Annotated in this window: 28 protein-coding genes; 25 read left to right on the plus strand and 3 right to left on the minus strand. The window is 43.9% G+C overall.

Annotation, left to right across the window (positions count from 1 at the left end; all coding sequences use genetic code 11):
• The first annotated feature begins 12 nt into the window (after window positions 1–12).
• Together GPK58_RS06020 and GPK58_RS06025 are read left to right on the plus strand one after the other, a co-directional pair.
• Window positions 13–1,269, plus strand: coding sequence for a competence/damage-inducible protein A (locus GPK58_RS06020; protein WP_215638351.1), 1,257 nt, complete (start codon window positions 13–15; stop codon window positions 1,267–1,269).
• A gap of 294 nt (window positions 1,270–1,563) precedes the next feature.
• Entirely contained in the window at window positions 1,564–3,006 is a 1,443-nt protein-coding gene (locus GPK58_RS06025) for a DUF6935 domain-containing protein (protein WP_110104110.1), read from the plus strand.
• A 96-nt stretch (window positions 3,007–3,102) separates the two neighbouring features.
• Here GPK58_RS06025 and GPK58_RS06030 read toward each other — a convergent pair whose 3' ends face one another.
• Window positions 3,103–3,933: a Cof-type HAD-IIB family hydrolase gene (locus tag GPK58_RS06030; RefSeq protein ID WP_215638352.1), complete on the minus strand. Its 831-nt coding sequence runs from the start codon at window positions 3,931–3,933 to the stop codon at window positions 3,103–3,105.
• An 87-nt stretch (window positions 3,934–4,020) separates the two neighbouring features.
• Window positions 4,021–5,604 (minus strand): glucose-6-phosphate isomerase, encoded by a 1,584-nt coding sequence (locus GPK58_RS06035; RefSeq protein WP_044962188.1) that lies wholly within the window; start codon window positions 5,602–5,604, stop codon window positions 4,021–4,023.
• Window positions 5,605–5,918: 314 nt separating this feature from the next.
• On the opposite strand from GPK58_RS06035, the gene GPK58_RS06040 reads away from it, so the two are divergent.
• The 17 genes from GPK58_RS06040 to rsfS all read left to right on the plus strand — a co-directional run bounded on the left by GPK58_RS06040 (window position 5,919) and on the right by rsfS (window position 19,944).
• Entirely contained in the window at window positions 5,919–7,235 is a 1,317-nt protein-coding gene (locus GPK58_RS06040) for a Na+/H+ antiporter NhaC family protein (protein ID WP_252195777.1), read from the plus strand.
• Entirely contained in the window at window positions 7,232–7,933 is a 702-nt protein-coding gene (locus GPK58_RS06045; protein WP_015525176.1) for a DNA alkylation repair protein, read from the plus strand. The genes GPK58_RS06040 and GPK58_RS06045 overlap by 4 nt, the downstream gene beginning before the upstream one ends.
• 21 nt (window positions 7,934–7,954) lie before the next feature.
• Complete coding sequence (locus GPK58_RS06050; RefSeq protein ID WP_015525175.1) at window positions 7,955–9,403, plus strand: DNA/RNA helicase domain-containing protein; 1,449 nt, start codon at window positions 7,955–7,957, stop codon at window positions 9,401–9,403.
• A 39-nt stretch (window positions 9,404–9,442) separates the two neighbouring features.
• On the plus strand, window positions 9,443–10,369 hold the full coding sequence (locus GPK58_RS06055) for an AEC family transporter (protein WP_195656573.1): 927 nt from the start codon (window positions 9,443–9,445) through the stop codon (window positions 10,367–10,369).
• A 22-nt stretch (window positions 10,370–10,391) separates the two neighbouring features.
• Window positions 10,392–10,853: an NUDIX hydrolase gene (locus GPK58_RS06060; RefSeq protein ID WP_021652616.1), complete on the plus strand. Its 462-nt coding sequence runs from the start codon at window positions 10,392–10,394 to the stop codon at window positions 10,851–10,853.
• Between the two features lie 32 nt (window positions 10,854–10,885).
• Window positions 10,886–11,377: an alpha/beta hydrolase fold domain-containing protein gene (locus GPK58_RS06065; RefSeq protein ID WP_195656575.1), complete on the plus strand. Its 492-nt coding sequence runs from the start codon at window positions 10,886–10,888 to the stop codon at window positions 11,375–11,377.
• 434 nt (window positions 11,378–11,811) lie between these two features.
• Window positions 11,812–13,683 carry a TIGR03960 family B12-binding radical SAM protein gene (locus GPK58_RS06070; RefSeq protein WP_173739456.1) on the plus strand — a complete coding sequence of 624 codons (1,872 nt, stop codon included), beginning with the start codon at window positions 11,812–11,814 and terminating at the stop codon, window positions 13,681–13,683.
• Window positions 13,658–14,374 carry a TIGR03936 family radical SAM-associated protein gene (locus tag GPK58_RS06075; protein ID WP_334292737.1) on the plus strand — a complete coding sequence of 239 codons (717 nt, stop codon included), beginning with the start codon at window positions 13,658–13,660 and terminating at the stop codon, window positions 14,372–14,374. Before GPK58_RS06070 ends, GPK58_RS06075 begins: the two co-directional genes overlap by 26 nt.
• Complete coding sequence (locus tag GPK58_RS06080; RefSeq protein ID WP_334296193.1) at window positions 14,358–15,581, plus strand: ribonuclease E/G; 1,224 nt, start codon at window positions 14,358–14,360, stop codon at window positions 15,579–15,581. The genes GPK58_RS06075 and GPK58_RS06080 overlap by 17 nt, the downstream gene beginning before the upstream one ends.
• A 141-nt stretch (window positions 15,582–15,722) precedes the next feature.
• Window positions 15,723–16,028 carry a 50S ribosomal protein L21 gene (gene rplU / locus GPK58_RS06085; protein ID WP_015525170.1) on the plus strand — a complete coding sequence of 102 codons (306 nt, stop codon included), beginning with the start codon at window positions 15,723–15,725 and terminating at the stop codon, window positions 16,026–16,028.
• A gap of 12 nt (window positions 16,029–16,040) precedes the next feature.
• Window positions 16,041–16,361, plus strand: coding sequence for a ribosomal-processing cysteine protease Prp (locus tag GPK58_RS06090; RefSeq protein WP_015525169.1), 321 nt, complete (start codon window positions 16,041–16,043; stop codon window positions 16,359–16,361).
• 5 nt (window positions 16,362–16,366) lie between these two features.
• Window positions 16,367–16,654 carry a 50S ribosomal protein L27 gene (gene rpmA, locus GPK58_RS06095; RefSeq protein ID WP_015525168.1) on the plus strand — a complete coding sequence of 96 codons (288 nt, stop codon included), beginning with the start codon at window positions 16,367–16,369 and terminating at the stop codon, window positions 16,652–16,654.
• Window positions 16,655–16,718: 64 nt separating this feature from the next.
• Window positions 16,719–18,011, plus strand: coding sequence for a GTPase ObgE (gene obgE / locus GPK58_RS06100; RefSeq protein ID WP_021652070.1), 1,293 nt, complete (start codon window positions 16,719–16,721; stop codon window positions 18,009–18,011).
• Between the two features lie 11 nt (window positions 18,012–18,022).
• A complete protein-coding gene (gene yhbY, locus GPK58_RS06105) occupies window positions 18,023–18,313 on the plus strand; it encodes a ribosome assembly RNA-binding protein YhbY (protein ID WP_021978046.1) in 291 nt (96 codons plus the stop codon).
• Between the two features lie 16 nt (window positions 18,314–18,329).
• Complete coding sequence (gene nadD / locus GPK58_RS06110) at window positions 18,330–18,971, plus strand: nicotinate-nucleotide adenylyltransferase (RefSeq protein WP_021652068.1); 642 nt, start codon at window positions 18,330–18,332, stop codon at window positions 18,969–18,971.
• Window positions 18,958–19,572 carry a bis(5'-nucleosyl)-tetraphosphatase (symmetrical) YqeK gene (gene yqeK, locus GPK58_RS06115; RefSeq protein WP_015525164.1) on the plus strand — a complete coding sequence of 205 codons (615 nt, stop codon included), beginning with the start codon at window positions 18,958–18,960 and terminating at the stop codon, window positions 19,570–19,572. Before nadD ends, yqeK begins: the two co-directional genes overlap by 14 nt.
• A 6-nt stretch (window positions 19,573–19,578) precedes the next feature.
• Complete coding sequence (gene rsfS / locus GPK58_RS06120) at window positions 19,579–19,944, plus strand: ribosome silencing factor (protein WP_015525163.1); 366 nt, start codon at window positions 19,579–19,581, stop codon at window positions 19,942–19,944.
• Between the two features lie 179 nt (window positions 19,945–20,123).
• Here the strand turns inward: rsfS and lexA are convergent, their stop codons facing one another.
• Complete coding sequence (lexA, locus tag GPK58_RS06125; RefSeq protein WP_015525162.1) at window positions 20,124–20,744, minus strand: transcriptional repressor LexA; 621 nt, start codon at window positions 20,742–20,744, stop codon at window positions 20,124–20,126.
• 214 nt (window positions 20,745–20,958) lie between these two features.
• Between lexA and GPK58_RS06130 the strand changes: the two genes are divergently transcribed.
• The 6 genes from GPK58_RS06130 (at window position 20,959) to lspA (ending at window position 26,193) form a co-directional block, all read left to right on the plus strand.
• Window positions 20,959–22,401 (plus strand): HlyD family efflux transporter periplasmic adaptor subunit, encoded by a 1,443-nt coding sequence (locus tag GPK58_RS06130; RefSeq protein WP_114001608.1) that lies wholly within the window; start codon window positions 20,959–20,961, stop codon window positions 22,399–22,401.
• 19 nt (window positions 22,402–22,420) lie between these two features.
• Complete coding sequence (locus GPK58_RS06135) at window positions 22,421–23,113, plus strand: YggS family pyridoxal phosphate-dependent enzyme (RefSeq protein WP_015525161.1); 693 nt, start codon at window positions 22,421–22,423, stop codon at window positions 23,111–23,113.
• Window positions 23,114–23,137: 24 nt separating this feature from the next.
• Window positions 23,138–23,791, plus strand: a complete 654-nt coding sequence (locus GPK58_RS06140) for a cell division protein SepF (RefSeq protein ID WP_215638354.1) — start codon at window positions 23,138–23,140, stop codon at window positions 23,789–23,791.
• Window positions 23,792–23,795: 4 nt separating this feature from the next.
• On the plus strand, window positions 23,796–24,548 hold the full coding sequence (locus GPK58_RS06145) for a YlmH family RNA-binding protein (RefSeq protein WP_021652062.1): 753 nt from the start codon (window positions 23,796–23,798) through the stop codon (window positions 24,546–24,548).
• Window positions 24,549–24,568: 20 nt separating this feature from the next.
• Window positions 24,569–25,660, plus strand: coding sequence for a 3-dehydroquinate synthase (aroB, locus tag GPK58_RS06150; RefSeq protein WP_021652061.1), 1,092 nt, complete (start codon window positions 24,569–24,571; stop codon window positions 25,658–25,660).
• 62 nt (window positions 25,661–25,722) lie between these two features.
• On the plus strand, window positions 25,723–26,193 hold the full coding sequence (gene lspA / locus GPK58_RS06155; RefSeq protein ID WP_242872557.1) for a signal peptidase II: 471 nt from the start codon (window positions 25,723–25,725) through the stop codon (window positions 26,191–26,193).
• The last annotated feature ends 39 nt before the right edge of the window (window positions 26,194–26,232 follow it).

Consider the following 26,232-nt stretch of genomic DNA (forward strand, 5'->3'; position numbering starts at 1 on the left):
GAGTTTCTTTTCATGATCACAGAACTGATATCCGTAGGAACCGAGATCCTTCTAGGAAATATCGTAAATACCAACAGCGCCTATCTTTCTGAAAAATGCGCCCTGCTTGGGTTAAGTGTTTACTATCAGGATGTAGTAGGTGATAATGAAGGCCGTATGCGTGACGTGATCCGTACTGCACTGGATCGTTCCGATGTTGTGATCCTCACCGGAGGTCTTGGACCAACAGAGGATGATATCACCAAGGAAGTAACTGCGGATCTGATGGGAATGCCTCTTAAGGAAGATTCCCACTCAAGGAAACTGATCGATAAATATCTGAAGGAATATGAGAAAAACAATCCTCAGAGACGTATCACGAAGAACAACTATAAACAGGCCATGGTTCCTGAGGGAGCCATTGTTCTTGACAATCATAACGGAACTGCTCCGGGACTGATCCTTGAGAAAAAAGGAAAAACCGCGATCCTTCTTCCTGGACCTCCCAATGAGCTGAAGCCCATGTTCGAGGAGTACGTTGTCCCATATCTGCAGAAAAACCAGCCGGAGATCATTGTGTCCCAGATGGTAAAGATCAGCGGGATCGGTGAGAGTCAGGTAGCAGAGGAAATCCAGGATCTGATCGAAAGCCAGACCAATCCTACCATTGCACCTTATGCAAAAACCGGTGAAGTGCATCTTCGTGTGACAGCAAGCGCAGAGAATGAAAAGGCCTGCAGAAAGCTGATCAAACCGGTTGTCAAGGAGCTAAAGAAGCGTTTTGAAGAGAATGTTTTCGCTACAGATGAGAGCAAGACACTGGAGGAAGCAGTGATCGATCTTCTGAAAGAGAAAGATCTGAAGCTTTCCCTGGCGGAATCGCTTACCGGCGGTATGATCGCCCAGCGCATTGTCAATGTATCCGGTGCGTCTGAGGTGTTTGGCTATGGCTTTGTGACTTACAGTAACAAGGCCAAGCATAAATGTCTGGGAGTGAAGAAGCGTACTCTGAAGGAGCAGGGGGCAGTTTCCGCCAAATGTGCCAGAGAAATGGCAAAGGGCGCCTGCAAAGCATCCGGAGCAGACATCAGTATTTCCGTGACGGGTCTGGCAGGACCGGGAGGCGGAACAAAGGAAACTCCGGTTGGTACTGTATTTATGGGCTGCTGCTATAAGGGCAAGGCTATTGCCAAAGAGTTCCACTTTACAGGAAATCGCATGCGGATCCGCGAGCAGACTACAGCGCATGCACTGGCGATGTTACGTGACTGTATCATTATGAGCAGATAGCGAATGTCTTGATCTGCCTGCTATTACGGATCAACCATGATATTTTTTATATAACAGGACTGATTTTTAAACAGATGAAACTTTCGATTTCAAGTATCTGTATCAAAAATCAGTCCTGTTTTATTTTTGTTTCCTGACAATAAGCCCCGGTATGGGCGATGAAAGAATATAAACGATCATATTTACAAGGATACTATCATAAGTGCTAGTGTTTTTATAAGGGATTTCCTCTAAAATGTGATTAAAGCAATATATGACGTAAATATACGTTTTACCGGAAAGGGGGAAATCAGAATGAAAAAGAGAAAAAATCTATTGTGTTTTGTGCTGCTGATCAGCCTTATTTTTACGATGGCATTTGGAAGTGTGACGGTCAGCGCCGCACCAAAACTGAACAGAACAAAAGTAACTCTTTTAAAAGGTGAGAAGACAACACTTAAGGTTACCGGAACCAGGCAGAAGGTTGCCTGGAGATCTTCCAAAAAGAGTGTTGCGACCGTAAACAGCAAAGGTCAGGTGGTTGCCAAAAATAAAGGTTCCGCAACGATCTATGCAAAGGTAAGCAAAAAAACGTATAAATGTGTTGTAAAGGTAGAAACACCGAAGCTCAGCAGGACATCGCTGACATTAACAGAAAAGAAATCCAGTGCCATTAAATTGACAGGAACAACTGTGAAGGTGAAATATTCTTCTTCCAATCCGAAGATCGCACGTGTGGATTCCAAAGGAAAGATCACCGCAGTGAAAAAAGGAACAGCAGTGATCACAGCGAAGGCAAATACGAAGAAATTCAACTGTAAGGTTACAGTAAAAGCAGCGCAGAAACCGAAGCCGACACCTACACCGGTGCCGAAACCATCTTTAAGTGACACCACCTTAAATATGAATAAAGGTGATGTGAGACAGCTTCAGGTAAAGAATTATAAAGAGATTCTTGTATGGACCAGTGATGATACATCTGTTGCAACTGTAGACAGTAAAGGCAAGGTAACGGCAGTGAATGTGGGAACAACAAAGATCCAGGTCCGGGATAAGAGTACCTGGCGAGGCAGCTGTACTGTCCACGTGACACAGACAGTAAAGAAACAGGTGGAGCCGGTTCTTACAAAAGGAACTAAATCTGCAAAAAAAGAGATCACCAATGATAAAGGACAGAAGGAAGTTATTAATGTAACGATAAATACCTATACTTACACCTTTACCACGATCCCGACCAATGCAGAGGAGCTGAAACAGTATGATATCACAACGGCAGACGGACGCTATAAGACCATGGCTCTGCTGATTCTTGCATATCGTACCTGGACACCGACCAATCCGACGGACTGCGAGGAGATGATTTCTTATCTCAATAATAAAGAGATGACTCAGTATTACAAAAACTTTTTGAGGGATCGTATGAAAGCGGATAACGGATATAAATATCTTGGCAATTCTTACCTGAACGGAGCAACTCCGGCCAACAATTATACTCCGTCTAAACCGATTTCCATTACGTTAAGACAGGACACACTTCCGGGTAAGGGAAATTCCATCAGTGAAGATATCCCGTATTTTGAACCGACTCAGACCACTCCTGCGATCTACAGATCATTTACTGATTTTGCAGGCAGCGACAGTTCCAGATGGATCTGTACATATAAGCACTCCAAAACCGGAAAATGGTATATCTGGGATCAGTCCTGGCATGATCTTCTTACCAGGATCAAACAGCCGGCAGGAAACTATGAATATTGATCGAATGTGAATGTACCGCTATTCAATCCCATTCTAAAAAAGGAACCGACAGCGTAAAAACTGTCGGTTCCTTTTTGGCATACATAATAGAATATCTCATCGGTGCAGCGCAAACTTTTCAATGGCGCGTGCTACACCGTCTTCGTCATTGGAAGCAGTAATATAATCGGCTGCTTTTTTTACCTGGGGCTGTGCATTGGCCATGGCTACGCCAAAACCGACTTCCCGGAGAAGATGGACATCGTTGTCACCGTCTCCGCATGCCATAATGGATTCCCTTGGGATTCCCAGCATTTCGCCAAGAGCAACAAGAGCGGTTCCTTTGTTGACACCGGCGGCGTTAATCTCAATATTGTAGCTTAAGGAGCCTACAAGCTCCAGCTCCTTAAGTTCACTTAATTCCTTCCAGGCGGCGGCACGTTCCTCCATGTCTGCAAAAAGCGCCTGGACTTTATCCATGCTTCTGTTTTCTTTTGTAATGACATCCTGGATGTCCGGAACCGCGATACGGGTAGTACGGACATAATTCCACATATTAGGGTCGTGATGGTATTTTCCTACATTATCAAGCTTGGCAGCGTCTGCATATCCCTGGCCGTCAAAATAGATCTCACTTAAAGTATCATATTTTTCAAAGATACGGAGAGCTTTTTTTGCACTTTCCATGGGAAGAAGCTGCTCGATAAGAAGTTTATTATGGTCTGTATCAAGGACTCTGGCTCCGTTGGAGGTGAGAGCATAGTGAATTCTCGGAAAATTTCTCAGTTCCGCGGGAATGCCGGTATATGGCCGGCCGGTAGCCATCAGAACAAGGATACCTGCATCAATAGCTTCCCTGAGAACGCGCCTGGTATTTTCTGTGAGTTCTTTTTTTGTATTCAGAAGAGTTCCGTCCAGATCAAGACCGATCATTTTTATCTGCTGCATATTTAAGATTTCCTTTCCCGGTTAAGGTCACATATACAGAAAAACCGTCCCGAAAAAACATTTTCCGGGACGGTACCTATCTGTTTATCAGATATCAAGAAGATCACTGTAAACTTTCAGTGCTCCGTCTGTATCATGAGCGAGAACACGTTTTGCAAGAACCTTACCAAGCTGTACACCCTCCTGGTCAAAGCTGTTCAGGTTCCATACAAAGCCCTGGAACATGATCTTGTTCTCAAAGTGTGCAAGAAGCGCACCCAGAGACTTCGGTGTAAGTTCCTCACCAACAATGATACTGGAAGGACGTCCGCCCTTGAAGTTTTTGTTCAGGTTCTCATCTTCTTTTCCACATGCAAAAGCAACGATCTGTGCTGCAACGTTTGCACAGAGCTTCTGCTGGCTTGTGCTGTTCTCGATATCAACATCAACACCAAGCTGGCTCTTCTTAAAGCCGATGAACTGAAGCGGAACAATATTGGTTCCCTGATGCAGAAGCTGGTAGAAGGAGTGCTGTCCGTTGGTTCCTGGCTCACCAAAGATCACCGGTCCGGTCACATAATCCACCGGCTCACCAAAGCGGTTTACAGATTTACCGTTAGACTCCATATCACACTGCTGAAGATGAGCAGGGAAGCGGCTTAATGCCTGTGAGTATGGTAAAACTGCAGTAGAAGGATAACCCTGTACATTTCTCTCATAAACGCCGATCAGGGCATCCAGCATATCCGGGTTCTCAAGAATGTTCTTATTTGTTGCAAGCTTATCCTCCTCGGCAGCTCCGTCAAGGATGTCTGCGAATACTTCCGGTCCGAATGCAAGGGAAAGGATCGCTCCGCCTACGCCGGAAACGGAAGAGTAACGTCCGCCGATATAGTCGTCCATGAAAATAGCGGTAAGGTACTCATCACTCTTTGCAAGAGGAGAGGTCTCACTGGTTACAGCAAGCATATGTCTGGACGGGTTCAGGCCCGCTTTTGTAAGGGCGTCTTTTACGAATGCCTCATTTGTCAGAGTTTCAAGTGTTGTACCGGATTTGGATACAACGATGAAAAGAGAGTGAGCAAGATCTACAGATGCAAGAACAGCAGCTGCATCATCCGGGTCAACGTTGCTGATGAATTTTGCTTCCATCTTGAAGGTGTTGTTTGCCTTTGCCCAGTTCTCAAGTGCGATATATAATGCACGCGGTCCCAGGTCACTTCCGCCGATACCGATCTGTACAACCGTAGTGAACTTCTCACCGGCTTCATTTGTGATCTCGCCTGCATGTACTTTGTTTGCAAAATCTGCAGCTTTCTTCTGCTGAGCTACATAGAATTCTCGCTTGTCCACACCGTCAACAACAACAGGCTCGCCAAGCTGTGTACGTGCAAGATGATGAAGGACCATACGTTTCTCGCCTGTGTTGATCACTGCGCCGTTATATAATTCCTGGAATTTTTCGATCAGTTCTGCCTCATCAGCCAGTTTGGAAAGTGCGTCAAGAACGGTCTCGTCCACTTCCTTAGCTGCGTAATTGTAAGCCAGACCTGCTGCCATCGGTACGCTGTACTTCTTTACACGTTCTGCACCCTGCTCGCCGGACATTGCTTCTGCAATGTTCACGTGATCTTTCAGACTGTTAAGTTTGCTGTAAGAAGCAAGAGTGTCCAGATTTTTCCATGTTGCCATAATCATATTCCTCCTTTAATGACTGTGATCAGAGATATCAACATAAATCCTTCGGATATCTTTTTCACAATTGTCTACAGCCAATTATACTGAAAAAAGCTTTGGATTTCAACGGAAGGAACGATTTAATTGGTGAAAATCTTGTTAAATAAGGTAAAAAATATCAGAGATAACAGGATCGTGACGGAAATATGAAGAAGTTTCCGTCAGCAACAGGACAGGAATGGGGAAATATGATATGATAGAAAACAGATCACCCGGAGAAAAAAACCGGGAATATAATAAGTGATGAAGGGAATTGTTTTATGGAGGAAATGAAGAAAAAAGGAAATGTGATCGCACTGCTGCCTATCGGTGTTTTTCTGGTCCTGTATCTGGGACTGGGGATTTTGTTTGAGTATGTGATGAAGATCCCTATGGGATTTTATAATGTACCGATCGTTGTGGCTTTTCTGTCTGCGATCCTGGTGGCATGTGTTCAGAACAGAACGATCAGCTTTGACAGAAAGCTGGAGCTTATGGCAAAAGGAGTAGGAGATAAAAATATCATCACCATGCTTCTGATTTTTCTGACCGCAGGCTCTTTTGTGGGTGTTGTGGGGCGCAGCAGTGCAGAAAGTGTGGCCTACTGTATGCTTTCTCTGATACCGGCACGTTTTTCTGTTGCGGTATTGTTTGTAGTTGCCTGCTTCGTATCTGTGGCTATGGGAACTTCCGTTGGGACGATCACGCTTCTTACCCCTATTGCGGTAGCGGTTTCCAAAGCTTCCGGTTTTGATATGGCATTTTGTGTGGCATCGGTGATGGGAGGAGCCATGTTTGGTGACAACCTTTCTTTTATTTCTGATACCACGATCGCAGCCTGCAACGGTCAGGGCTGTCAGATGAAAGATAAATTCCGGGAAAATTTCTGGATCGCATTTCCGGCAGCTGTTGTTACACTGATCCTGATCCTTATCCTGTCTTTTCAGACAGAGATTCAGGGAAGAGTGGTACAGGATTATCATCTTGTGCAGATTCTTCCGTATGTTCTGGTGCTGATTGGCGGGATTATCGGCATCAATGTATTTGTGGTACTTCTGATCGGAATTGTCTCCGGAGCATTTATTATGCTTCTTGGAGGACATATCACGCCAGTGGAGCTTCTGACAAATATTGGCTCCGGTGTTTCCGGGATGTTTGAGACATGTATGGTGGCTATCCTTGTAGCAGCCATGTGTGCGCTGATCCGGGAGCATGGAGGCTTTGAAGCGCTGCTTTCCGGAATACAGAGAGTTTTTAAAGGGAAAAAAGGCGGACTTCTTGGTATGGGACTTCTGGTTGGAGCTATGGATATTGCAACAGCCAATAATACGGTGGCTATTGTTATGGCCAACCCCATTGCAAAGGAAATGGCGCTGGAATATAAGATCACTTCCAGAAAGACAGCTTCTATCCTGGATACATTTTCCTGTATTTTCCAGGGGGTGATCCCATACGGAGCCCAGATGCTGGTTGCCATTTCTGCGGCAAAGGAATTGGGATTTGAGCTTTCTGCTTTTCAGATCATGCCGAAGCTGTTTTACCCCATGCTTCTGCTTGTGAGTTCTCTGATCGCGATCTTTGGTATAAAAGGCGGGGATGATAAATGAATCAGGAAGAGATGATCCGGGATGTCCGGAAAAGACTGTTTGAAATGCAGGATACAGGATATCGGGATTTTCATGCAAGGCTGGTTCCGACTGTGGAGAAAGAAAAGATCATCGGTATCCGGACACCGATACTCCGGAAATTTGCAAAAGAATTTGGAAAAACTGAAAGATCCGAAATGTTCCTGAAGGTTCTTCCTCATCAGTATTATGAGGAAAATAATCTCCATGGCCTGCTGATCGAGCAGATCAGAGATTATGATAAATGTCTGGGAGAACTGGAGTGTTTTCTTCCGCATATTGATAACTGGGCGACCTGTGATCTGCTGACGCTCCATATGATGAAAAAACACCGTGATATATTTATCCGGGAGGTTTATCGCTGGATGGAATCGGATCAGCCCTATACTATCCGGTTCGGGATCAGTATGCTGATGCGCCATTATCTGGACGAAGGATTTAAACCGGAATATCCGGAGAAAGTGGCAGCGATCCGCTCGGAAGAATATTATGTAAATATGATGCGAGCCTGGTATTTTGCTACAGCACTGGCAAAACAGTATGAGAAGATCCTTCCATTCCTGGAAGAGCAGAGAATGGATATCTGGACTCATAACAAGACGATCCAGAAATCCATTGAAAGCTACCGGATCACACAGGAGCAGAAGGATCATCTCAGGACACTGCGGATAAAGAAATAAACAGCAGGTAAGGGTTAAAATATGAAGGCAATATCGATCTATGCACTTACAAGAAATCAGAATATGGAATGTGTCCAGAAGCTGGAACGCCAGCTTTCCAGCAGAGATTTTTTTCTCAGGATCAAAGAGTGGGAACTGGAAAGTATGAAAGCACTGGTGAAGCAACTGGAACTGCATATGGAGGAAGTGTATAAGCTGCGCTTTTTCTATTCGTTTCAGATCCCGAAGCTTGGAAAGGAGTTCGATCTTCTTCAGATCAAAGATGACCAGATCGTGAATATTGAACTGAAAAGCGGCATTGTGTCGGACGAGGCTATCCGGAGACAGCTGATCCAGAACCGGTATTATCTGTCTGTTTTTGGAAAACCGATCCTGTCGTATACCTATATCAGCAGTGAAGATCATCTGGTGAGACTGACCAATCATGATCACATTGTGGAGGGGGACTGGAAACAGCTATGTATTGCATTGGGGAAAGAAAGCCCGGACTATGAGGGAGATATCGAGGATCTGTTTCAGGCAGAGCTTTATCTGATCTCTCCGCTGACAGAACCGGAGCGTTTTCTCAAAAAAGAGTATTTCCTTACTTCCCAGCAGAGAGATATTGAACGGCAGATTCTGAAGAGAATACGTGGAGAAAGAGGAGGATATTTCTGGTTCAGCGGACTTCCAGGAACCGGAAAAACATTGTTGCTTTATGATATTGCGATGAAGTTGTCCGTGCGCCAGAGAGTCTGTATCATTCACTGTGGAGAGGCGGGAAAAGAATGGAAGATTCTTCATGAACGTCTGCGGCGGATAGATTTTCTGGCAGATACTCAGCTGGACGGAACGACGGATCTTGGCTGTTACAGCAGCATTCTGGTAGATGAAGCACATCTTCTGTCCCTGGAAAAATTATCGGTTCTGCTTACATGGAGTGAGCACAGGCCGGTGATCTTTTCCAGTGATTCCGAGGATGTGATCTCACCGGAAGAGATGGATCGTAGCATTGTGGAAAGCCTGGGAAATCTGCCGGAGATCCAGAAATTCCATCTGACAAACCGGATCCGTACCAATGCGGAACTTTCCTCTTTTATCCAGAACATGATGCACCTGCCGGAAAAAAGAAGCCCCAGATGGTATCCGCATATTGCAGTGGTGTATGCCAATAATGACCGCGAGGTGGAAAATTTTCTGAATGATTTTGCGGGACAGGGATATCAGCAGCGGATGCCAGAGGGTTCTGGACAGCTTGGTATCCAGGCAGTGAGAGACGCGGAGAAGATCGTTGTATTGCTGGATGAACAGTATTATTACGACGAAAAAGGATATTTAAGATCCAGGTGCTCTGCGGAAAAATATTCCAGTGTACGAAAACTTTTTCATCTTTTGAATCAGGCGAAAGAGAGCCTGGCTCTGGTGGTGAGAGAGAATATGGCGGTATATGAAGTGATGATGGAGATTTTGCAGATGCACAGAAACAGATAAAAACAAAAGATTAAAGACAATGGAGAGGAAGACAGAGGGATGGAAGTTTTGGAGATTGTTTTGCCTGTACTGGCGATGATCATTCTTGGAATCCTGTGCAGAAAATGGAAACTTTTAGATCAGAGTGGTGTCAATAACATGAAAACACTGGTAACAAATATTATGCTTCCTGTGGCAATTTTTCATGCACTGGCAACAGCAGAGTACAGTGGAAAGATCGGAATTCTGGTTCTGATCATGTTTGTGATGCTCTTGATTTCATTTGGGGCAGGATTCTGGATGAAAAGATTTATGGACGAGCCATATAAGAAATATCTTCCGTTTCTGGTCTGTATCTATGAAGGTGGAATGATGGCTTATCCGTTGTATACAAGTCTTTGTGGCAGCGAAAATCTTTCACAGATTGCAGTGCTGGATATTGCGGGACTTCTTTTTGGATTCAGTGTGTATATGGGAATGCTGGGACAGACGGAAAACGGGGAAAAGATCAATGCAAAAAGCCTGTTTTACAGTGCATTGCGAACCCCTGCTTTTATAGGAACGGTTCTTGGAATTATTGCGGGACTGACACGAATGATCACCCAGCTTCTGGACAGTCCTTTTGGCAATTGTTATCTCAGTGTGGAGAATATTCTGACAACGGCCATTACGCCGATTATTCTTATTGTAGTTGGGTACAGTATGGAACTTGCGCCGGAACTTATCAGCCCCTGCCTCAAAACCATATTGCTGAGAGTCCTTTTGCAGGCAGTGATGATTGCGGGAGTTCTCATGGCAGTAAAATATTTGGTAGGAGGTTCCAGGCTTCTGAACCTGGCGGTTATTACATATATGTCCTCGCCTGCTACATTCAGTATGCAGACTTTTCTGAGAAAGAAAGAGAGCAGTGCTTATGCATCCACAACAAATTCTCTGTATTGTGTGGTTTCAATCCTGGTTTATATCACACTGGCAGTGGCAGGATGATGGAACTGAAAGAAGGGATCAAATGACGACAACGACATTATGTTATATAGAAAACGATGATAAATTCCTGATGCTTCACAGAGTAAAAAAACAGGATGATATGAATGAGGGCAAATGGATCGGCGTTGGCGGGCATGTGGAAAGTCAGGAAACTCCGGAAGAATGCCTTGTTCGTGAGGTGAAAGAGGAAACAGGGCTGACACTTACCTCCTATAAGTTCCGTGGCCTGGTGACATTTATAAACAGTGAATGCGAATCAGAACTTATGTGTGTGTTCACGGCCGATGAATATGCAGGAGAACTGATTGAATGTGATGAGGGAGAACTTTGCTGGGTTGACAAAGCCATGGTGCCGAATCTTCCGGCATGGGAGGGGGATCAGGTATTTCTTGATCTGCTCCTTTCAGGAGAAAAACGCTTTTTTTCTGTAAAATTGCAGTATGAAGGTGACAGACTTGTAGAGAAGAAAATTCATTTGTATTAATAGTAGATTGTTTCATAGCTGGAGGGGAAATCATGTTTAATAAAATGATTGCACAGCAAACCGCAAAAAAAGAAAAACTTCTTGATAATTTTCTGAAAAAACATGAAGCGGAATATCCGTTTCCGGAAGATGTGGAACTCATTTGTGACATTGACTATATGGGAGATGGAAAGCCCTGTCATTTCATGGATATTTACCGTCCCCGAAAAATTATGAAGGTTCTTCCCTCCTATATTTACGGGAAACACTGGAAAAAGAGTTCGTTTTATCCATATATAAATCCGGAAAACAAAGAAATTATCCGAAACCTGCCACCGTCATTTCTGGTCACAGCTTACGGAGATACTCTTCGAAATTACAGCAGACAGTATGCAAAAGCGATAAAAAAAGCCGGTGTGATCTGTCATCTTGAAGATTATGAGGTGGACAAAAAACTTCCGCATGCTTTTAGTACAACTTTTCCTGAAATGGAGGAAAGTAAATGTGCAAATACGCAGATGGTGGAATTTCTTTTTAAATACTGATGAAATGCCAGGAAACCTTACTGGAGTCCGGATCCGGATTATTCTCCCTGCACAAGGATGCAATCGCCATATACAGTTAAGAACACAATTTTCTTGAAATCCTAACCATAGATGATTATAATAGGGAGAAGGTATGTCAATTTTGTGCTATTAGTGATATTTGGCATTGCATTGTATTTTAATATACAAAATGCCATTTTTCTTTACGATAAGTTCGCGAAAATCCGCAGGATATTAACTGTTTGAGGGTAATGATAACCGTTGTTGGCAAGTTGAAAAAATGTCCATTTTTGACCAAACGGGGTTTTGGGCATCATTTTATAGCAACTTTTTACACAAGAATTGGCTTACAAATATAAACATTTTTGATGTTTCACTGAATTTTATATCTTTAAATTCTTTGTGAAATATTACTAATTTTAGAAAGGGATAGAATGAGAAAATTAGCATTAAGTGATGAAATTTTGCTCAAAGTTGATAAAGCTGCCCGCTATATTGGCGGTGAAGTCAACTCCGTAATGAAAGATAAAAATGCGGTAGATATCCGTTTTGCAATGTGCTTCCCGGATGTCTACGAGATCGGCATGTCAAACCTGGGCATGATGATCCTCTATAACATGTTCAACCAGCGTGAGGATGTATGGTGTGAGCGTCTCTTTTCTCCATGGCCGGATCTGGATAAGGTGATGAGGGAGAAGAAGATTCCGTTGTTTGCACTGGAATCCCAGGAGCCCATCCGGGATTTTGATTTTCTCGGAATTACGATCGGGTACGAGATGTGCTACACCAATATCCTCCAGGTACTGGATCTCAGTGGTATTCCGCTGAAAAGCGCAGACCGTGGTGAGGATTTCCCTATTGTGATCGGTGGCGGTGCCTGTGCGTATAATCCGGAGCCGCTGGCACCTTTTTTTGATATGTTTTATATCGGAGAAGGGGAAACGGTTTATGATGCACTTTTTGATGCATACAAGGCCAATAAAAAGGCTGGCGGCAGCAGGAAGGATTTCCTTCTGGCAGCAGCTAAGATTCCTGGAATTTATGTTCCGTCTCTCTATGAAGTTACCTATAAAGAAGATGGTACGATCGCATCCTTTGCACCGACGGCGGATGGTGTTCCTGAGAAGGTCCAGAAACAGCTGATCATTGATATGGAAAAGGAATATCGTGCTGTGGAGGCACCGGTCGTTCCTCACATTAAGGCAACACAGGATCGTGTAACTCTTGAGATCCAGAGAGGATGCATTCGAGGCTGTCGTTTCTGCCAGGCAGGTATGATCTATCGTCCGACCCGTGAACGTGATGTGGAGACTTTGAAGGAATCGGCGCGTATCATGCTGAAAAATACAGGACACGAAGAGATTTCCCTTAGTTCCTTAAGTTCCAGTGACTATTCCCAGTTGAAAGAACTGGTGAATTTCCTGATCGAGGAATTCCACGGAAAAGCAATCAACATTTCCCTGCCGTCTCTTCGAATTGATGCTTTTGCACTGGATGTTATGAGTAAAGTGCAGGATGTAAAGAAAAGCAGCCTGACTTTTGCTCCGGAGGCCGGTTCTCAGCGACTTCGTGACGTTATCAACAAAGGTCTGACAGAGGAAGTGATCCTCCATGGTGCGGGCGAAGCATTCAAGGGTGGCTGGAATCAGGTGAAGCTTTACTTTATGCTCGGTCTTCCCACAGAAACAGAAGACGATATGAAGGGGATTGCTCATCTGGCACAGAAGATCGCAGAGACCTATTATGAGGTGGTTCCGAAAGAACAGCGTAAAGGCAAGGTACAGATCAACGTCAGCACATCTTTCTTTGTGCCGAAGCCGTTTACCCCATTTCAGTGGGCACCAATGTATACAGAGCAGGATTTTGTGGAAAAAGCCAAGGTGGTTAAAAATGAAGTCCGCGCCCAGCTGAATCAGAGAAGTATCCGTTATAACTGGCATGAACCGGATGTAACAGCTCTGGAAGGATTTCTCGCACGCGGGGACAGACGATGCGCGGATGTGATCCTGAAGGCTTATGAAAAAGGTGCCCTTTACGATGCCTGGACAGAAAATTTTGATTATGATATCTGGAAGGAAGCTATGGCTGAATGCGGAGTGGATATGACATTCTACACACTTCGTGAAAGAAGCCTGGATGAGATCCTTCCATGGGATTTCATTGATACCGGTGTCAGCCGCAGATTCCTGGAGCGTGAATGGCAGCGTGCAAAAGAGGGTGTTGTGACGGAAAACTGCCGTCAGAAATGTTCCGCATGTGGAGCTATGAAATTTAAAGGAGGTGTCTGCCTTGAAGGTAAGAATTAAATTCAGCAAAGAGGGTCCTATGAAGTTTGTGGGACATCTGGATACCATGCGTTATTTCCAGAAAGCGCTTCGTCGTGCAGAGCTCCCGGTAGCGTTTTCCGGTGGATACAGCCCGCATATGATCATGTCTTTTGCGGTTCCGCTTGGAGTGGGGATGGAGAGTCTCGGAGATTATTTTGACCTGGAAATGGCAGAAGATATGCCTACTGCAGAGATCGCAGCCCGTCTGGAGGAACAGATGGCAGAGGGGATGCATATCGTTAGCGTCCGCAAGGTAGAGGATGGAAAAGCGGGTAAAGCGATGGCACTGGTGGCAGCAGCAGATTATCTTGTGGAATTCCGTCCGGGCAAAGAGCCTTCTATTGACTGGAAAAGCCGTGTGAAAGAATTTCTGGCACAGCCGGAGATCAAAGTGACCAAGCAGACCAAGCGCAGCGAAAAGGAAATCGATCTTCGTCCGAATATCTATAAAATGGAAGTAAGAGAGAATGGGTTCTTTTATATGCTGGCATCTGCAAGCTCTAATTATACGAAGCCGGAGATGGTAACAAACACCTTTTTCCACTGGATTGGAGAAGAACTTCCGGAATTTGCCTTCACAGTGAAACGTCTGGAAATGTATGCCGATAAAGGAGAAAATGCAAGCCCACGTTTTGTGACTCTGGAATCATTAGGTGAGGAAATTGAGTAAACTGATCATAACAAGAATGGATATCCATGGTGTGCCCTGTACAGTAGCGGCCCTTTCGGAGGAGGAACGGATCGTTGAGATCCGACTGGAATCCGATCAGGAAAAATCTATTCTTGGAAATATATATACCGGACAGGTCGAAAATATCGCATCCAATATCCAGGCGGCTTTTGTGCAGATCGAGCCTGGAAAGAGATGCTACTATTCTCTTGCAGAGGCACAGAGAGCTGTTTTTTCCGCAGGAAGAAAAGGAAACGGACCATTGCGGCCTGGAGATGAGCTCCTGGTACAGGTGAGCAGGGATGCCATGAAGGGAAAACTTCCGGCACTGACATCCAATCTGAATTTTACGGGAAGATATCTTGTTCTCACTACAGGAGATAAAAAGTTTGGTCTGTCTTCCAAGCTGGCACTGGAAGATCGCCATCGCCTCAGCGGATGGCTGAAAGAGGAAGCAGAGCGTCCGGATAAGGAATTCGGTATCATTGTCCGGACCAATGCCGCAGACGCTTCCAAAGAAGAGATCCTGAAGGAACTGGAGTGGCTGAAGGGCCGCTACCATAAAGCCGTAGTTCAGGGACGGAACCGTACCTGTTTCAGTCTTGTACTGGAGACAGAACCATTTTATGTGGCTGCTGTAAGAGATGCTTATGGCCGTGACCTGGATGAGATCATTACCGACGTGCCGGAAATCGGGGAAATGATCCGGGGATATCTGGAAGAGATCAGCCCGGAGCTTAAAGAAAAGCTTCGTTTTTATCAGGACAAACTTCTTCCGCTTTATAAGCTGTATCGTGTGGAAACTGCACTGGATGCGATCCAGAAAGAAAAAGTATGGCTGAACAGCGGCGGATTTCTGGTGATCCAGCAGACGGAGGCCTTTGTATCCATTGATGTAAATAGTGGAAAATACACCGGAAAGAAGAAAATGGAAGAAACCTTCCGCAAGATCAATCTGGAAGCGGCTGCGGAGATCGGCCGGCAGTTGCGGCTGCGTAATCTTTCAGGTATTATCCTGATCGATTTTATCAACATGGAAAATCCGGATCACAGAGATGAACTCTTTCATGTTTTACAGAAGCTTCTCAGAAAGGATCCGATAAAGAGCAGGGCCATTGATATCACACCATTGCATATCCTGGAAATGACCAGAAAGAAAGTAAGACGTCCGGTGATCGAGGACATTCGGGAGCTTACAAAAAAATAATAAAAATATCAAAAAAACTATTGACATAACAGTATGTCACTGTTATGATAATCGAGTATGCCGCACAAAGAGGTTAAAGAGCTTCAGTTTCAGAACAGAAGCCACCGAATTTGGCGAGTAAATAATTAGGAGGTGCCACAGATGTACGCAATTATTGCAACAGGTGGTAAACAGTACAAGGTTGCCGAGGGTGACGTAATTAAAGTTGAAAAGCTCGGTGTAGAAGCTGGTGAAACCGTAACATTTGACAACGTGATCGCAGTCAGCAATGACGGATTAAAGGTTGGCGAGGATGTAAAAGATGCCAGTGTTACCGCTTCTGTAGTTGAAAACGGTAAGAATCGCAAGGTCATCGTTTACAAATACAAACGCAAAACTGGATATCACAAGAAAAACGGACATAGACAGCAGTACACCAAAGTTAAGATCGAAAAGATTAACGGTTAATCTGGTGTCATCATGATTACAATTAAAGTCAGAAAGAAAAACGGATCTTACGAAGAATTTATTTCGAAGGGACATGCCGGTTATGCAGAAGCCGGACAGGATATTGTCTGTGCTGCGGTATCTGCACTGATCATTACCACGGTGAATTCTCTTGAAAAATTCACAGATGATAAATTTGATGTGCAGGAAAAGGATGGATTTGTTTCCATTCATTTCAGAAATGATCTTTCTGAACGGGGGATGCTCCTTATGGATTCCTTACTTCTCGGTCTGACGGAAATTGCTGGTAGTTATAACAATCGATATTTGACAGTAAAAGTCAAGGAGGTGTAACAACAATGATGAAGATGAACCTTCAGTTATTCGCACATAAAAAGGGAGTTGGTTCTACAAAGAACGGTCGTGATTCCGAGTCTAAGAGATTAGGTGCGAAAAGAGCAGACGGACAGTTTGTAAAAGCCGGAAACATTCTTTACAGACAGCGCGGAACCAAGATTCACCCAGGTGAAAACGTAGGCTGCGGTAAAGACTATACTTTATTTGCACTTACAGACGGAGTCGTAAGATTCACAAGAAAAGGTCGCGATAAGAAACAGGTTTCTATCGTTCCTGTAGACGCAGAGTAATGAAATAGGTAAAAGGCTTCAAATCGATCCGGTTTGGAGCCTTTTTTTGGAATAGAGGTGTAATATGTTTGCAGATAGAGCAAGGATCATTATCCGCTCCGGTAAAGGCGGCGACGGACATGTAAGCTTCCGACGTGAGCTGTATGTACCCAATGGCGGGCCGGATGGCGGCGATGGTGGCCGTGGCGGTGATGTGATTTTTGAGATCGACGAGGGCCAGAATACTCTCGGAGACTACAGACACAGAAGAAAATATAAAGCTGAGGATGGCCAGGAAGGCGGTAAAAAACGCTGCCATGGTGCAGACGGTAAGGATGTGGTCCTGAAGGTTCCGGAAGGTACGGTGATCATGGATGCGGAATCCGGCAAGGTCATCGCGGATATGTCCGGTGAGAATCGCAGACAGGTCGTATTAAAAGGCGGTCGTGGTGGAAAAGGCAATCAGCACTATGCAACAGCTACCATGCAGGTACCGAAATATGCCCAGCCTGGACAGCCGGCTCAGGAGCTTGAGGTTCTCCTTGAGCTTAAAGTGATCGCAGATGTCGGTCTGGTAGGATTTCCGAATGTTGGTAAATCTACTTTCCTTTCCCGTGTAACAAATGCACAGCCGAAGATCGCCAACTATCATTTTACAACATTGAGCCCTAATCTTGGAGTTGTAGATACTGATAACGGCGGCTTTGTTATCGCTGATATTCCGGGACTGATCGAGGGTGCATCAGAAGGTGTGGGACTTGGACATGAATTCCTCCGTCATATTGAGCGTACACGAGTTATCATCCACATTGTAGATGCCGCTTCCGTAGAAGGTCGTGATCCAGTGGAGGATATCCACAAGATCAATAAAGAACTGGAGGCCTACAATCCGGAAATTGCAGCAAGACCGCAGGTGATCGCAGCCAACAAGATTGACTGTATTTTTGATGATGGCGAAGAAAGCCCTATTGATCAACTGAAAGCAGAATTTGAGCCACAGGGTATTTCGGTTTATCCAATTTCAGCCGTTACCGGGCAGGGTGTCAGAGAACTCCTTTTCCATGTGAAAGAGCTTCTGGATAAGAGCCCGATGAAACCGGTAGTGTTTGAACAGGAATTCTTCCCGGAAGATGTTCTTGTAAATGAAAATCTTCCGTTTACTGTGGAGCGCAGCGAGGAAGATCCGGAAGTATTCCTTGTGGAAGGTCCTAAGATTGAAAAAATGCTTGGCTATACAAATCTGGATTCTGAGAAGGGATTTGCCTTCTTCCAGAAATTCCTGAAAGAGGGCGGTATCCTGGAGGAACTGGAAAAAGCCGGTATCCAGGAAGGCGATACGGTTCGTATGTATGGCTTTGATTTTGATTATTATAAATAAGAGGTATGACAATGACAAGTAAGCAGAGAGCATATTTAAAAGGCCTTGCCATGACAATGGATCCGATCCTTCAGCTTGGCAAGGGTGGTCTTACTCCTGAAAATACCGCTGCTGTTGAGGAAGCTCTTGCAGCAAGAGAGCTGATCAAGATCAGCGTTCTTCAGAACTGTCTGGAGGATCCACGTGAAATGGCACAGGTTCTTGCAGAGAGAACAAGATCTCAGGTAGTACAGGTGATCGGTAAAAAGATCGTTCTCTACAGAGAAGGTAAAAAGGACAAGAAAAAAATCATTCTTCCGTAATCTCGGGAGGTTATAAATGAGCAAAGCAACAAAAAAAATAGGAATCATGGGTGGTACTTTTGATCCCATTCATATGGGGCATTTGATCCTGGGAGAAAAAGCCTATGAACAGCTTGAGCTTGATAAAGTTTTGTTCATGCCCTGCGGAAATCCACCTCATAAACGGAACCGTAAGGGCAGAGCGACTGATGAACAGCGTGCGGAAATGGTCCGTCTTGCCATAGAGGATAATCCTCACTTTGAGCTGTCTCTGATCGAGATGCATGAGGAAGGCTATACGTATACTTACCGGACTCTGGAACAGCTGAATAAAGCGAATCCGGACACAGAGTATTATTTTATCATCGGTGCAGATTCGCTTTTTAATTTTGATACCTGGATGGAACCGGAACGCATTTGTCAGGAAGCAGTACTGGTAGTGGCAACCAGAGATCATACTCCATTGAAGGAACTTGATCAGCAGATGCAACTTCTGTCACAGAAGTATAACGGGAATTTTATTCGACTGGATACCATGAATATTGATGTTTCCAGTGAGCTGCTCCGTTCCTGGCATGAAAGCGGGCAGAGTCTCCGCTATTATGTTCCCAAGCCTGTGATTTCCTATATTGAGAAAAACGATATCTATAAAGGAAATGATTCAGATGGGAAAATATGATTTTATCAAGATAAAAAAGAAACTTTCCAAATATCTGGATGAGGCCAGATTTGAGCATACAATGGGGGTTATGTACACTTGTGCTGCGCTTGCCATGGTTTATGATTATGATCTGGAGGATGCACAGGCTGCAGGACTTCTTCATGACAGTGCAAAGTGTATTCCTAATAAAAAGAAACTGAAGCTGTGCAGCCAGCATGATATTCCGGTATCAGATTTTGAAAAGGATCATCCGTTTCTTCTTCATGCCAAACTGGGGGCTTATGTGGCCAGCAGTAAATATGATATTAAAGACGAAGAGATCCTGACAGCGATCACTTATCATACAACAGGAAGACCGGGAATGAGCCTTCTTGAGAAGATCGTATATATTTCAGACTATATTGAACCAATGCGTGACAAAGCTCCGAATCTTGCGAAGGTGCGAAAGATTGCTTTTGAAGATCTGGATGAGTGTATGTATGAGATTTTAAAGGATACACTGGAATATCTGGAGGAAAATCCCAAGGAAATCGACAGTACGACCAGGGATGCTTATGTTTATTATAAAGAACTCCATGACAGAAAAATGCAGGATGCAGCCAACAGACAGGAGGATTAAAATTCTATGAGTATCGAAAAAGAGATGGTCCGGATCGCCTGCAAGGCACTGGATGATAAAAAAGCAAAGGATATCAAGATCATTGATATCCATGAGGTTTCCGTGATCGCAGATTATTTTGTGATCGCAAGTGCTTCCAACCAGAATCAGGTACAGGCAATGGTTGACAATGCAGATGAAATGCTTGGCCGTGCCGGATATGAAGCAAAACAGATCGAGGGAACCAGAAACTCCAGCTGGGTCCTCATGGATTACGGTGATATGATCATCCATATCTTTGATGAGGAAAACAGACTTTTCTACGATCTTGAGAGGATCTGGAGAGACGGCAAGATTCTTGATGCGGAAGAATTTCTTGGTGAGAATGAGTAAAATTTGTTGTATTAGTTTACTGTAAAAATATTATGTGAACTAAATAAGAAGAAATCAAAAAGCAGAAGTTTTCTGTTGAAAAAGAAAAGAGAGATATCTTTGTGGGGCTGTACAGCTACCTTAAAGATATCTCTCTTTTTAGATCACATTACATTGGGTGGGATCTGTTGTTTATATTTTTATGAAAAGAAACGAAATACACCAAATACTTTGCCGAGGATCTGCAGATTACCGGTGATGATGATCGGTTCCATATTGTCGTTCTCCGGCTGAAGTCGATAATAACCATTTTCTTTGTAGAAAGTCTTAACTGTTGCAGAATCATCGATCAGAGCAACTACCATGTCGCCGTTTTCTGCTGTTGCCTGCTGCTTTACAAGAACCTGATCTCCATCAAAAATACCTGCATTGATCATACTGTCGCCTTTGACAGTCAGCATGAAACTTTGTTCATTGGGCATATATTCAGCCGGGATCGGAAAGTAAGCATCGATATTTTCCACTGCCAGGATCGGCTGTCCGGCAGCAACAGTGCCTACAAGAGGAACATTGACAACCTCGCGGCGGACCAGATTAAAATTATCATCAATGATCTCGATCGCACGGGGCTTGGTGGCATCTCTGCGGATATATCCGTTTTTTTCCAGAGCTTCCAGATGGGAGTGAACGGAAGATGTGGATTTCAGGTTTACTGCTTCACAGATTTCACGGACGGAGGGCGGAAAACCTCTGTTAAGGATCTCATTTTTCATATAATCCAGTATTTCCTGCTGCTTTTTACTGATTCTGCCATATGTCATGTGTACTTACCTCCCTGGGTTGATTTTATCTGCTGTCGACCATAATATGACAGCATCACGAAATTATATTTTGAATAGTATAACATACTTTTGAAAAAATGGCAAACGGATATTCGGAAAGTATGTTCGCACGTTTTAAAGCTTGTATTCATTTAAATAAAATGTTACAATAAAACGAACTTTAAGAGATGAACGATGTAAAGGAGGCATTCATTTGCCGGATAATAAAGTACATTCCGGAAAAACTCCGGGATTCTTAGCAAAGCTTCGTAAAATTTTTGGTCTGAACATTGGAACTGTAATGTTCGGAGCAATTTTTATCTATATGATCTTTAGTGTGATTCTTTATCTTACAGCTTCTCATATGGAATCTTATCAGGTTCCCTCCGGTCCGTTATCCATGAATGAGACATACACAGGGCTGGCGATCATGACAGAGAACGTAGTGCAGGCAGATGCGGGCGGTTACGTTACATATTACGCAAGGGAAGGTACCAAGATCAATGCCAACGGTGCTGTCTACAGCCTGAACAGTTCAAGATCTGCAGACAATGTAACCTCTCTGAGCAGAGAGGAGCTGGCGGATATACGCAGTAATATGCAAAGCTTTTCCAAAGGATTTGATCCCAGCAAATTCAACAGTGCCTATAGTTTTAAATATCAGCTCAATGGAAGCATCCTTCAGTATGCTTCAGACAGTTCGGGAGCTTCTTCTGCAAGCACGACGTCTGAAGATGGAGAGGAAGCCACAGTTACAACTATAGTTTCCAGTGATCCAAATATCCGCCGTGCGCAGACAGACGGGATCATCCTGTATTCTACAGATGGCTACGAAACCAAAACCGTTGATAATGTCACAGCTGCTGATTTTGATCAGAATTCCTATCAGGAAACGGATCTGAAAACAGATGGACAGATAAAGGCCGGAGATGATATTTATACGATCATTACAGATGAACGCTGGAGTCTTTTGATCCCTTTAAGTGAGAAGCAGGCTGCTAATCTGAAGGAGCGTACATCGATCCGCGTCAAGTTCCTGAAAGATGATCTGACGCAGACAGGAGACTTTTCAATCATGGAGATCGATGGGGCTAAATACGGTAAGATTGATTTTAATAAAGGACTGATCCGATATGCGTCAGACCGGTTTCTGGAAATAGAACTTGTCACGAACAATGTGACAGGTTTAAAGATCCCGTTATCTTCTATCGTAACGAAGGAGTTTTATGCAATACCTTCCAAATATCTTACGACGGATGATGAAACACAGCAATCCGGATTTATGCTTTCCGGCAGAAATAAAAAAGGCGACAGTACGACAACCTTTGTCAGTGCCGGTATCTATGGCCGTGATGAGATCACAGACAAAGAAACACAGGAAACAAGCTATATTTATTACGTAGACAAGAATAAATTTAAAGAAGGCGATGCTCTTGTTGAGCCGGATAGTGGAGAGAAGTTTATCATCGGAGATACAGAAGTTCTGGAGGGAGTTTTCTGTGTCAATCAGGGATATGCGGTATTCCGCCGGATCGAGATCCTGGATGAAAATGAGGAATATGCGGTTGTATCAAAGGAAACCTATAATGGGCTTGTCCGATATGACCGTATTGTGAAAAATGCAGATAAAGTAAGTGAACAGGATATACTTTACTGATTAAAGGAGGATTTATATCATGGTAGCGGAAAATTTGGCACAGGTGCAGAAAAATATTAATGAATCCTGCAATAAAATTAACAGAGATCCGAATGAAGTCACACTGATCGCAGTAAGCAAAACCAAACCGGTGGAGATGCTGAAGGAGGCTTATGATGCCGGAGCACGTGTCTTTGGAGAGAACAAAGTGCAGGAGATCGTGGATAAATATGATCAGATGCCTTCAGATGTCAAATGGCATATGATCGGACATCTTCAGCGTAATAAAGTAAAATATATTGTGGATAAAGTTGCAATGATCCATTCTGTAGATTCGCTTCGCCTGGCCGAGACGATTGAAAAAGAAGCAGCGAAAAAAGCGGTTATTGTTCCGATCCTTATAGAAGTAAATGTAGCGCAGGAAGAAAGTAAATTTGGTCTGAAACCGGAAGAAGTTTTACCGCTTATAGAACAGATCGCAGATTTTTCACACATTCGGATAAAGGGGCTCATGACAATTGCTCCCTATGTTGATAATGCAGAGGAAAATCGCGAAATTTTCCGTGAACTTAAGAAATTAAGTGTTGACATTGCTGCTAAAAACATTAATAATGTTACTATGAGTGTTCTGAGTATGGGAATGACCGGAGATTACATGGTTGCCGTGCAGGAGGGCGCTACGATGGTGCGTGTAGGCACTGGTATTTTTGGTGCAAGAAATTACGCATTATAAGACTAATAAGATTGGAGATTTAAAATGGGCGTTTTAGACAAGTTTTTAGATGCCATCAAACTGAACGACGATTATGACGATGACGAATTGTTAGATGATAGCCTTCTTGAGGATGAGGACGATTATGATGACGATTTCCTCGATGAAGATGATGATATGGAAGAGAAACCAAAGAAGAAATTTTTTGAGAAATTTTCCAAGAAAAAAAATGACGAGGAAGAGGATTTTCTGGATGATGAGCCGGAAGATGAAACGGTTAAGGCACCTGTTGCCAAGTCATCTGCAAAGACAGCTGCAGCCAAGGCCCCGGCAAGGCAGGAACGTATTTCCAGACCGGCATCTTCTTCCAAGATTACCCCAATGCGTACAAGCAAGCGTTCTTCCCAGGTTGCAAATATGGAAGTTTGTGTGATCAAGCCTACAACCATGGAGGAAGCAAGAGAAATTGCGGATACACTGGTCGATAATTCTACCGTGATCCTGAATCTTGAAGGAATCGATGTGGAGCTTGCACAGAGGATCATCGATTTTACTTCCGGTGCATGTTATTCACTTGGAGGAAGCCTTCAGCAGGTATCCAGCTATATTTTTGTACTTGGACCATATAATGTAGATATTACAGGTGATCTTCAGAATATCCTTGGCGGTTCTGTGCCGTCTGTTAGAGTGGGTTATTAACCTCATGGATAAAGAAGAACTTTTTGTTAAGAGAATCCGTGAATTGGCAAATCTGGCCTATCAGAGAGATATTACCACATTTACGGATTTTCTTAATTTAAATGAACGGAATATTTTAAACAGTCAGAATTTTCATAAGCTGGGTGTTACAGCGGAAGGTTTTGGCGGATATGAGAATGCAGAGCGTCAGATGGTAGCCTTTCACCCTGATGCTCTTGCTTTTACATGGGATTATCCCATTGATTGTATCCGGCTTGAGCCAAAAGCAGTGAAATTTTCAGAAGATCTGACACATCGGGATTATTTGGGAGCGATCCTGAATCTTGGGGTTGACAGGAGTGTTGTTGGGGATATTCTTATAGAAGATCATACTGCGAGCTTTTTCTGTCTGCGTCAGATGACAGATTTTTTTCTGGAGAATCTGTGTCGTGTAAGACATACCACAGTTGTGGCGTCGAAGATAGAAGATCCGGGTGATCTTCCGAGGCCGGAACTGAAACCAGTTAGTGGAACCTGTGCGTCCGTACGCTTGGATTCTCTGATCGCACTGGCTTTTGGGACTTCCAGAAGCAGTATTGTGCATTGTATTGAAGAAGGGCTTGTTTTTGTAAATGGAAAACTGATCACATCCAATGGTTATGAGCCCAAAGAGGGAGACATCATATCCGTTCGGAAAAAGGGACGTTTTATTTATGATGGGGTATCCCGTCAGACAAAAAAAGGACGTCTTGGGGTACGGATTCTGCTTTATATCTGAACAGCTAGGAGGAAAACGCAATGACAGCATCAAAATTACTTGTAAAACGAGAAGGTGATTTTCATTATCCCATCTGTTTTGAAGAAGATTTTTCTAATCTGGCACAGGTTATGAAGGAAGAAGGACTTGTTGACAGAAAAATCTGCATTGTAACAGATTCTAATGTGGGACCACTGTATGAAGAATCTGTAAAACAGGTTTTAAGTGAGGTAAGTTCCGATATTTCTGTGTTCACCTTTGAGGCAGGAGAAAAAAACAAAAACCTTAATACCGTTTCGGCATTGTATCAGGCCCTGATCCAAAATGGTCTTGACCGAAAAAGTCTGCTTGTTGCATTAGGCGGTGGTGTGGTAGGCGACCTTACCGGATTTGGCGCGGCAACTTATCTCAGGGGGATTGACTTCATTCAGGTACCGACAACACTGCTTGCACAGGTAGACAGCAGTGTTGGCGGAAAAACCGGCGTAGATTTTCAGCAGTACAAAAACATGGTAGGAGCTTTTCACCAGCCACGTCTTGTATATATGAATCTAAGCACTCTTTCTTCGCTTCCGGCAGAACAGTTTGCCTGCGGAATGGGTGAGATCTTAAAAACAGGATTGATCTGTGATGGGGATTTTTTCCGCTATGTATGCTGTGAGCAGAAAGAGATTAAAAAGCTGGATATGGAACGGATTGCCAGAATGGTACGCAGATGCTGTGAGATCAAAGCAGGCGTTGTGGAGCGTGATCCCAAGGAACAGGGAGAGCGTGCGCTTCTTAACCTGGGACATACTGTGGGGCATGCAGTAGAAAAACTTAAGAATTTCACCCTGCTCCACGGACAGTGTGTGGGAGTCGGACTGGTAGCTGCGGCATATCTTTCCATGAAACGAGGACTTCTGACCAAAGAAGAATATCAGGAAATCTGTCAGGGATGTTCGGATTACGATCTTCCGGTGCATGTAGATGGTCTTATCCCGGAAGAAGTTCTTTCCGCAACAAAGAAAGACAAAAAAATGGAACAGGGACATATCAGGTTTATTCTGATGGATGGTATCGGAAAAAGCTTTATCGACAAAACAGTTACCGATGAAGAAATGCTTTCCTGTATTCAGGAGATAACTCTATGATCAGTCGTGTTAACCATCATCAGAAAATGTCTTTTAGTAAGTGTATGTCGGGGGACATTTTTTTGCTGATCTTACTCGTGGCTGCGGATCAGGGAGCAAAATGGCTGTCATATCTGTATCTGAAAGGACAACCATCGGTTTCGCTGATTCCCGGCGTACTTGAACTTCATTATCTCTATCCGGAAAACAGGGGAATTGCGTTTGGAATGTTTCAGGGAAGTGTACTCTTTTTTGCCATTGTGAGTGTACTGTTTCTGGGAGTGATCCTCTATGCATGGATCCGTATTCCGAAAGAGCGGTTTTATCTGCCGTTGCTCACCATTGCTACAGTACTTGCAGCTGGTGCACTGGGGAATTTTATTGATCGTTTTTTCAGAGGGTATGTGATCGATTTTATCTATTTCTCCCTGATCGATTTTCCGGTATTTAATCTTGCGGATGTTTATGTGGTTGTAAGTGGAATTTTTCTGATCCTGTTTGTATGCACGAAATACAGAGATGATGATTTTGCGTTTCTGAATATCAAACAGTGATCTGGGCAGAGATATAATGCATTTGTCTGTTCTTGTAGG

The sequence above is a fragment of the Blautia sp. MCC270 genome (assembly GCF_018785605.1).
GTDB classification, from domain to species: Bacteria; Bacillota; Clostridia; order Lachnospirales; family Lachnospiraceae; genus Blautia_A; species Blautia_A fusiformis.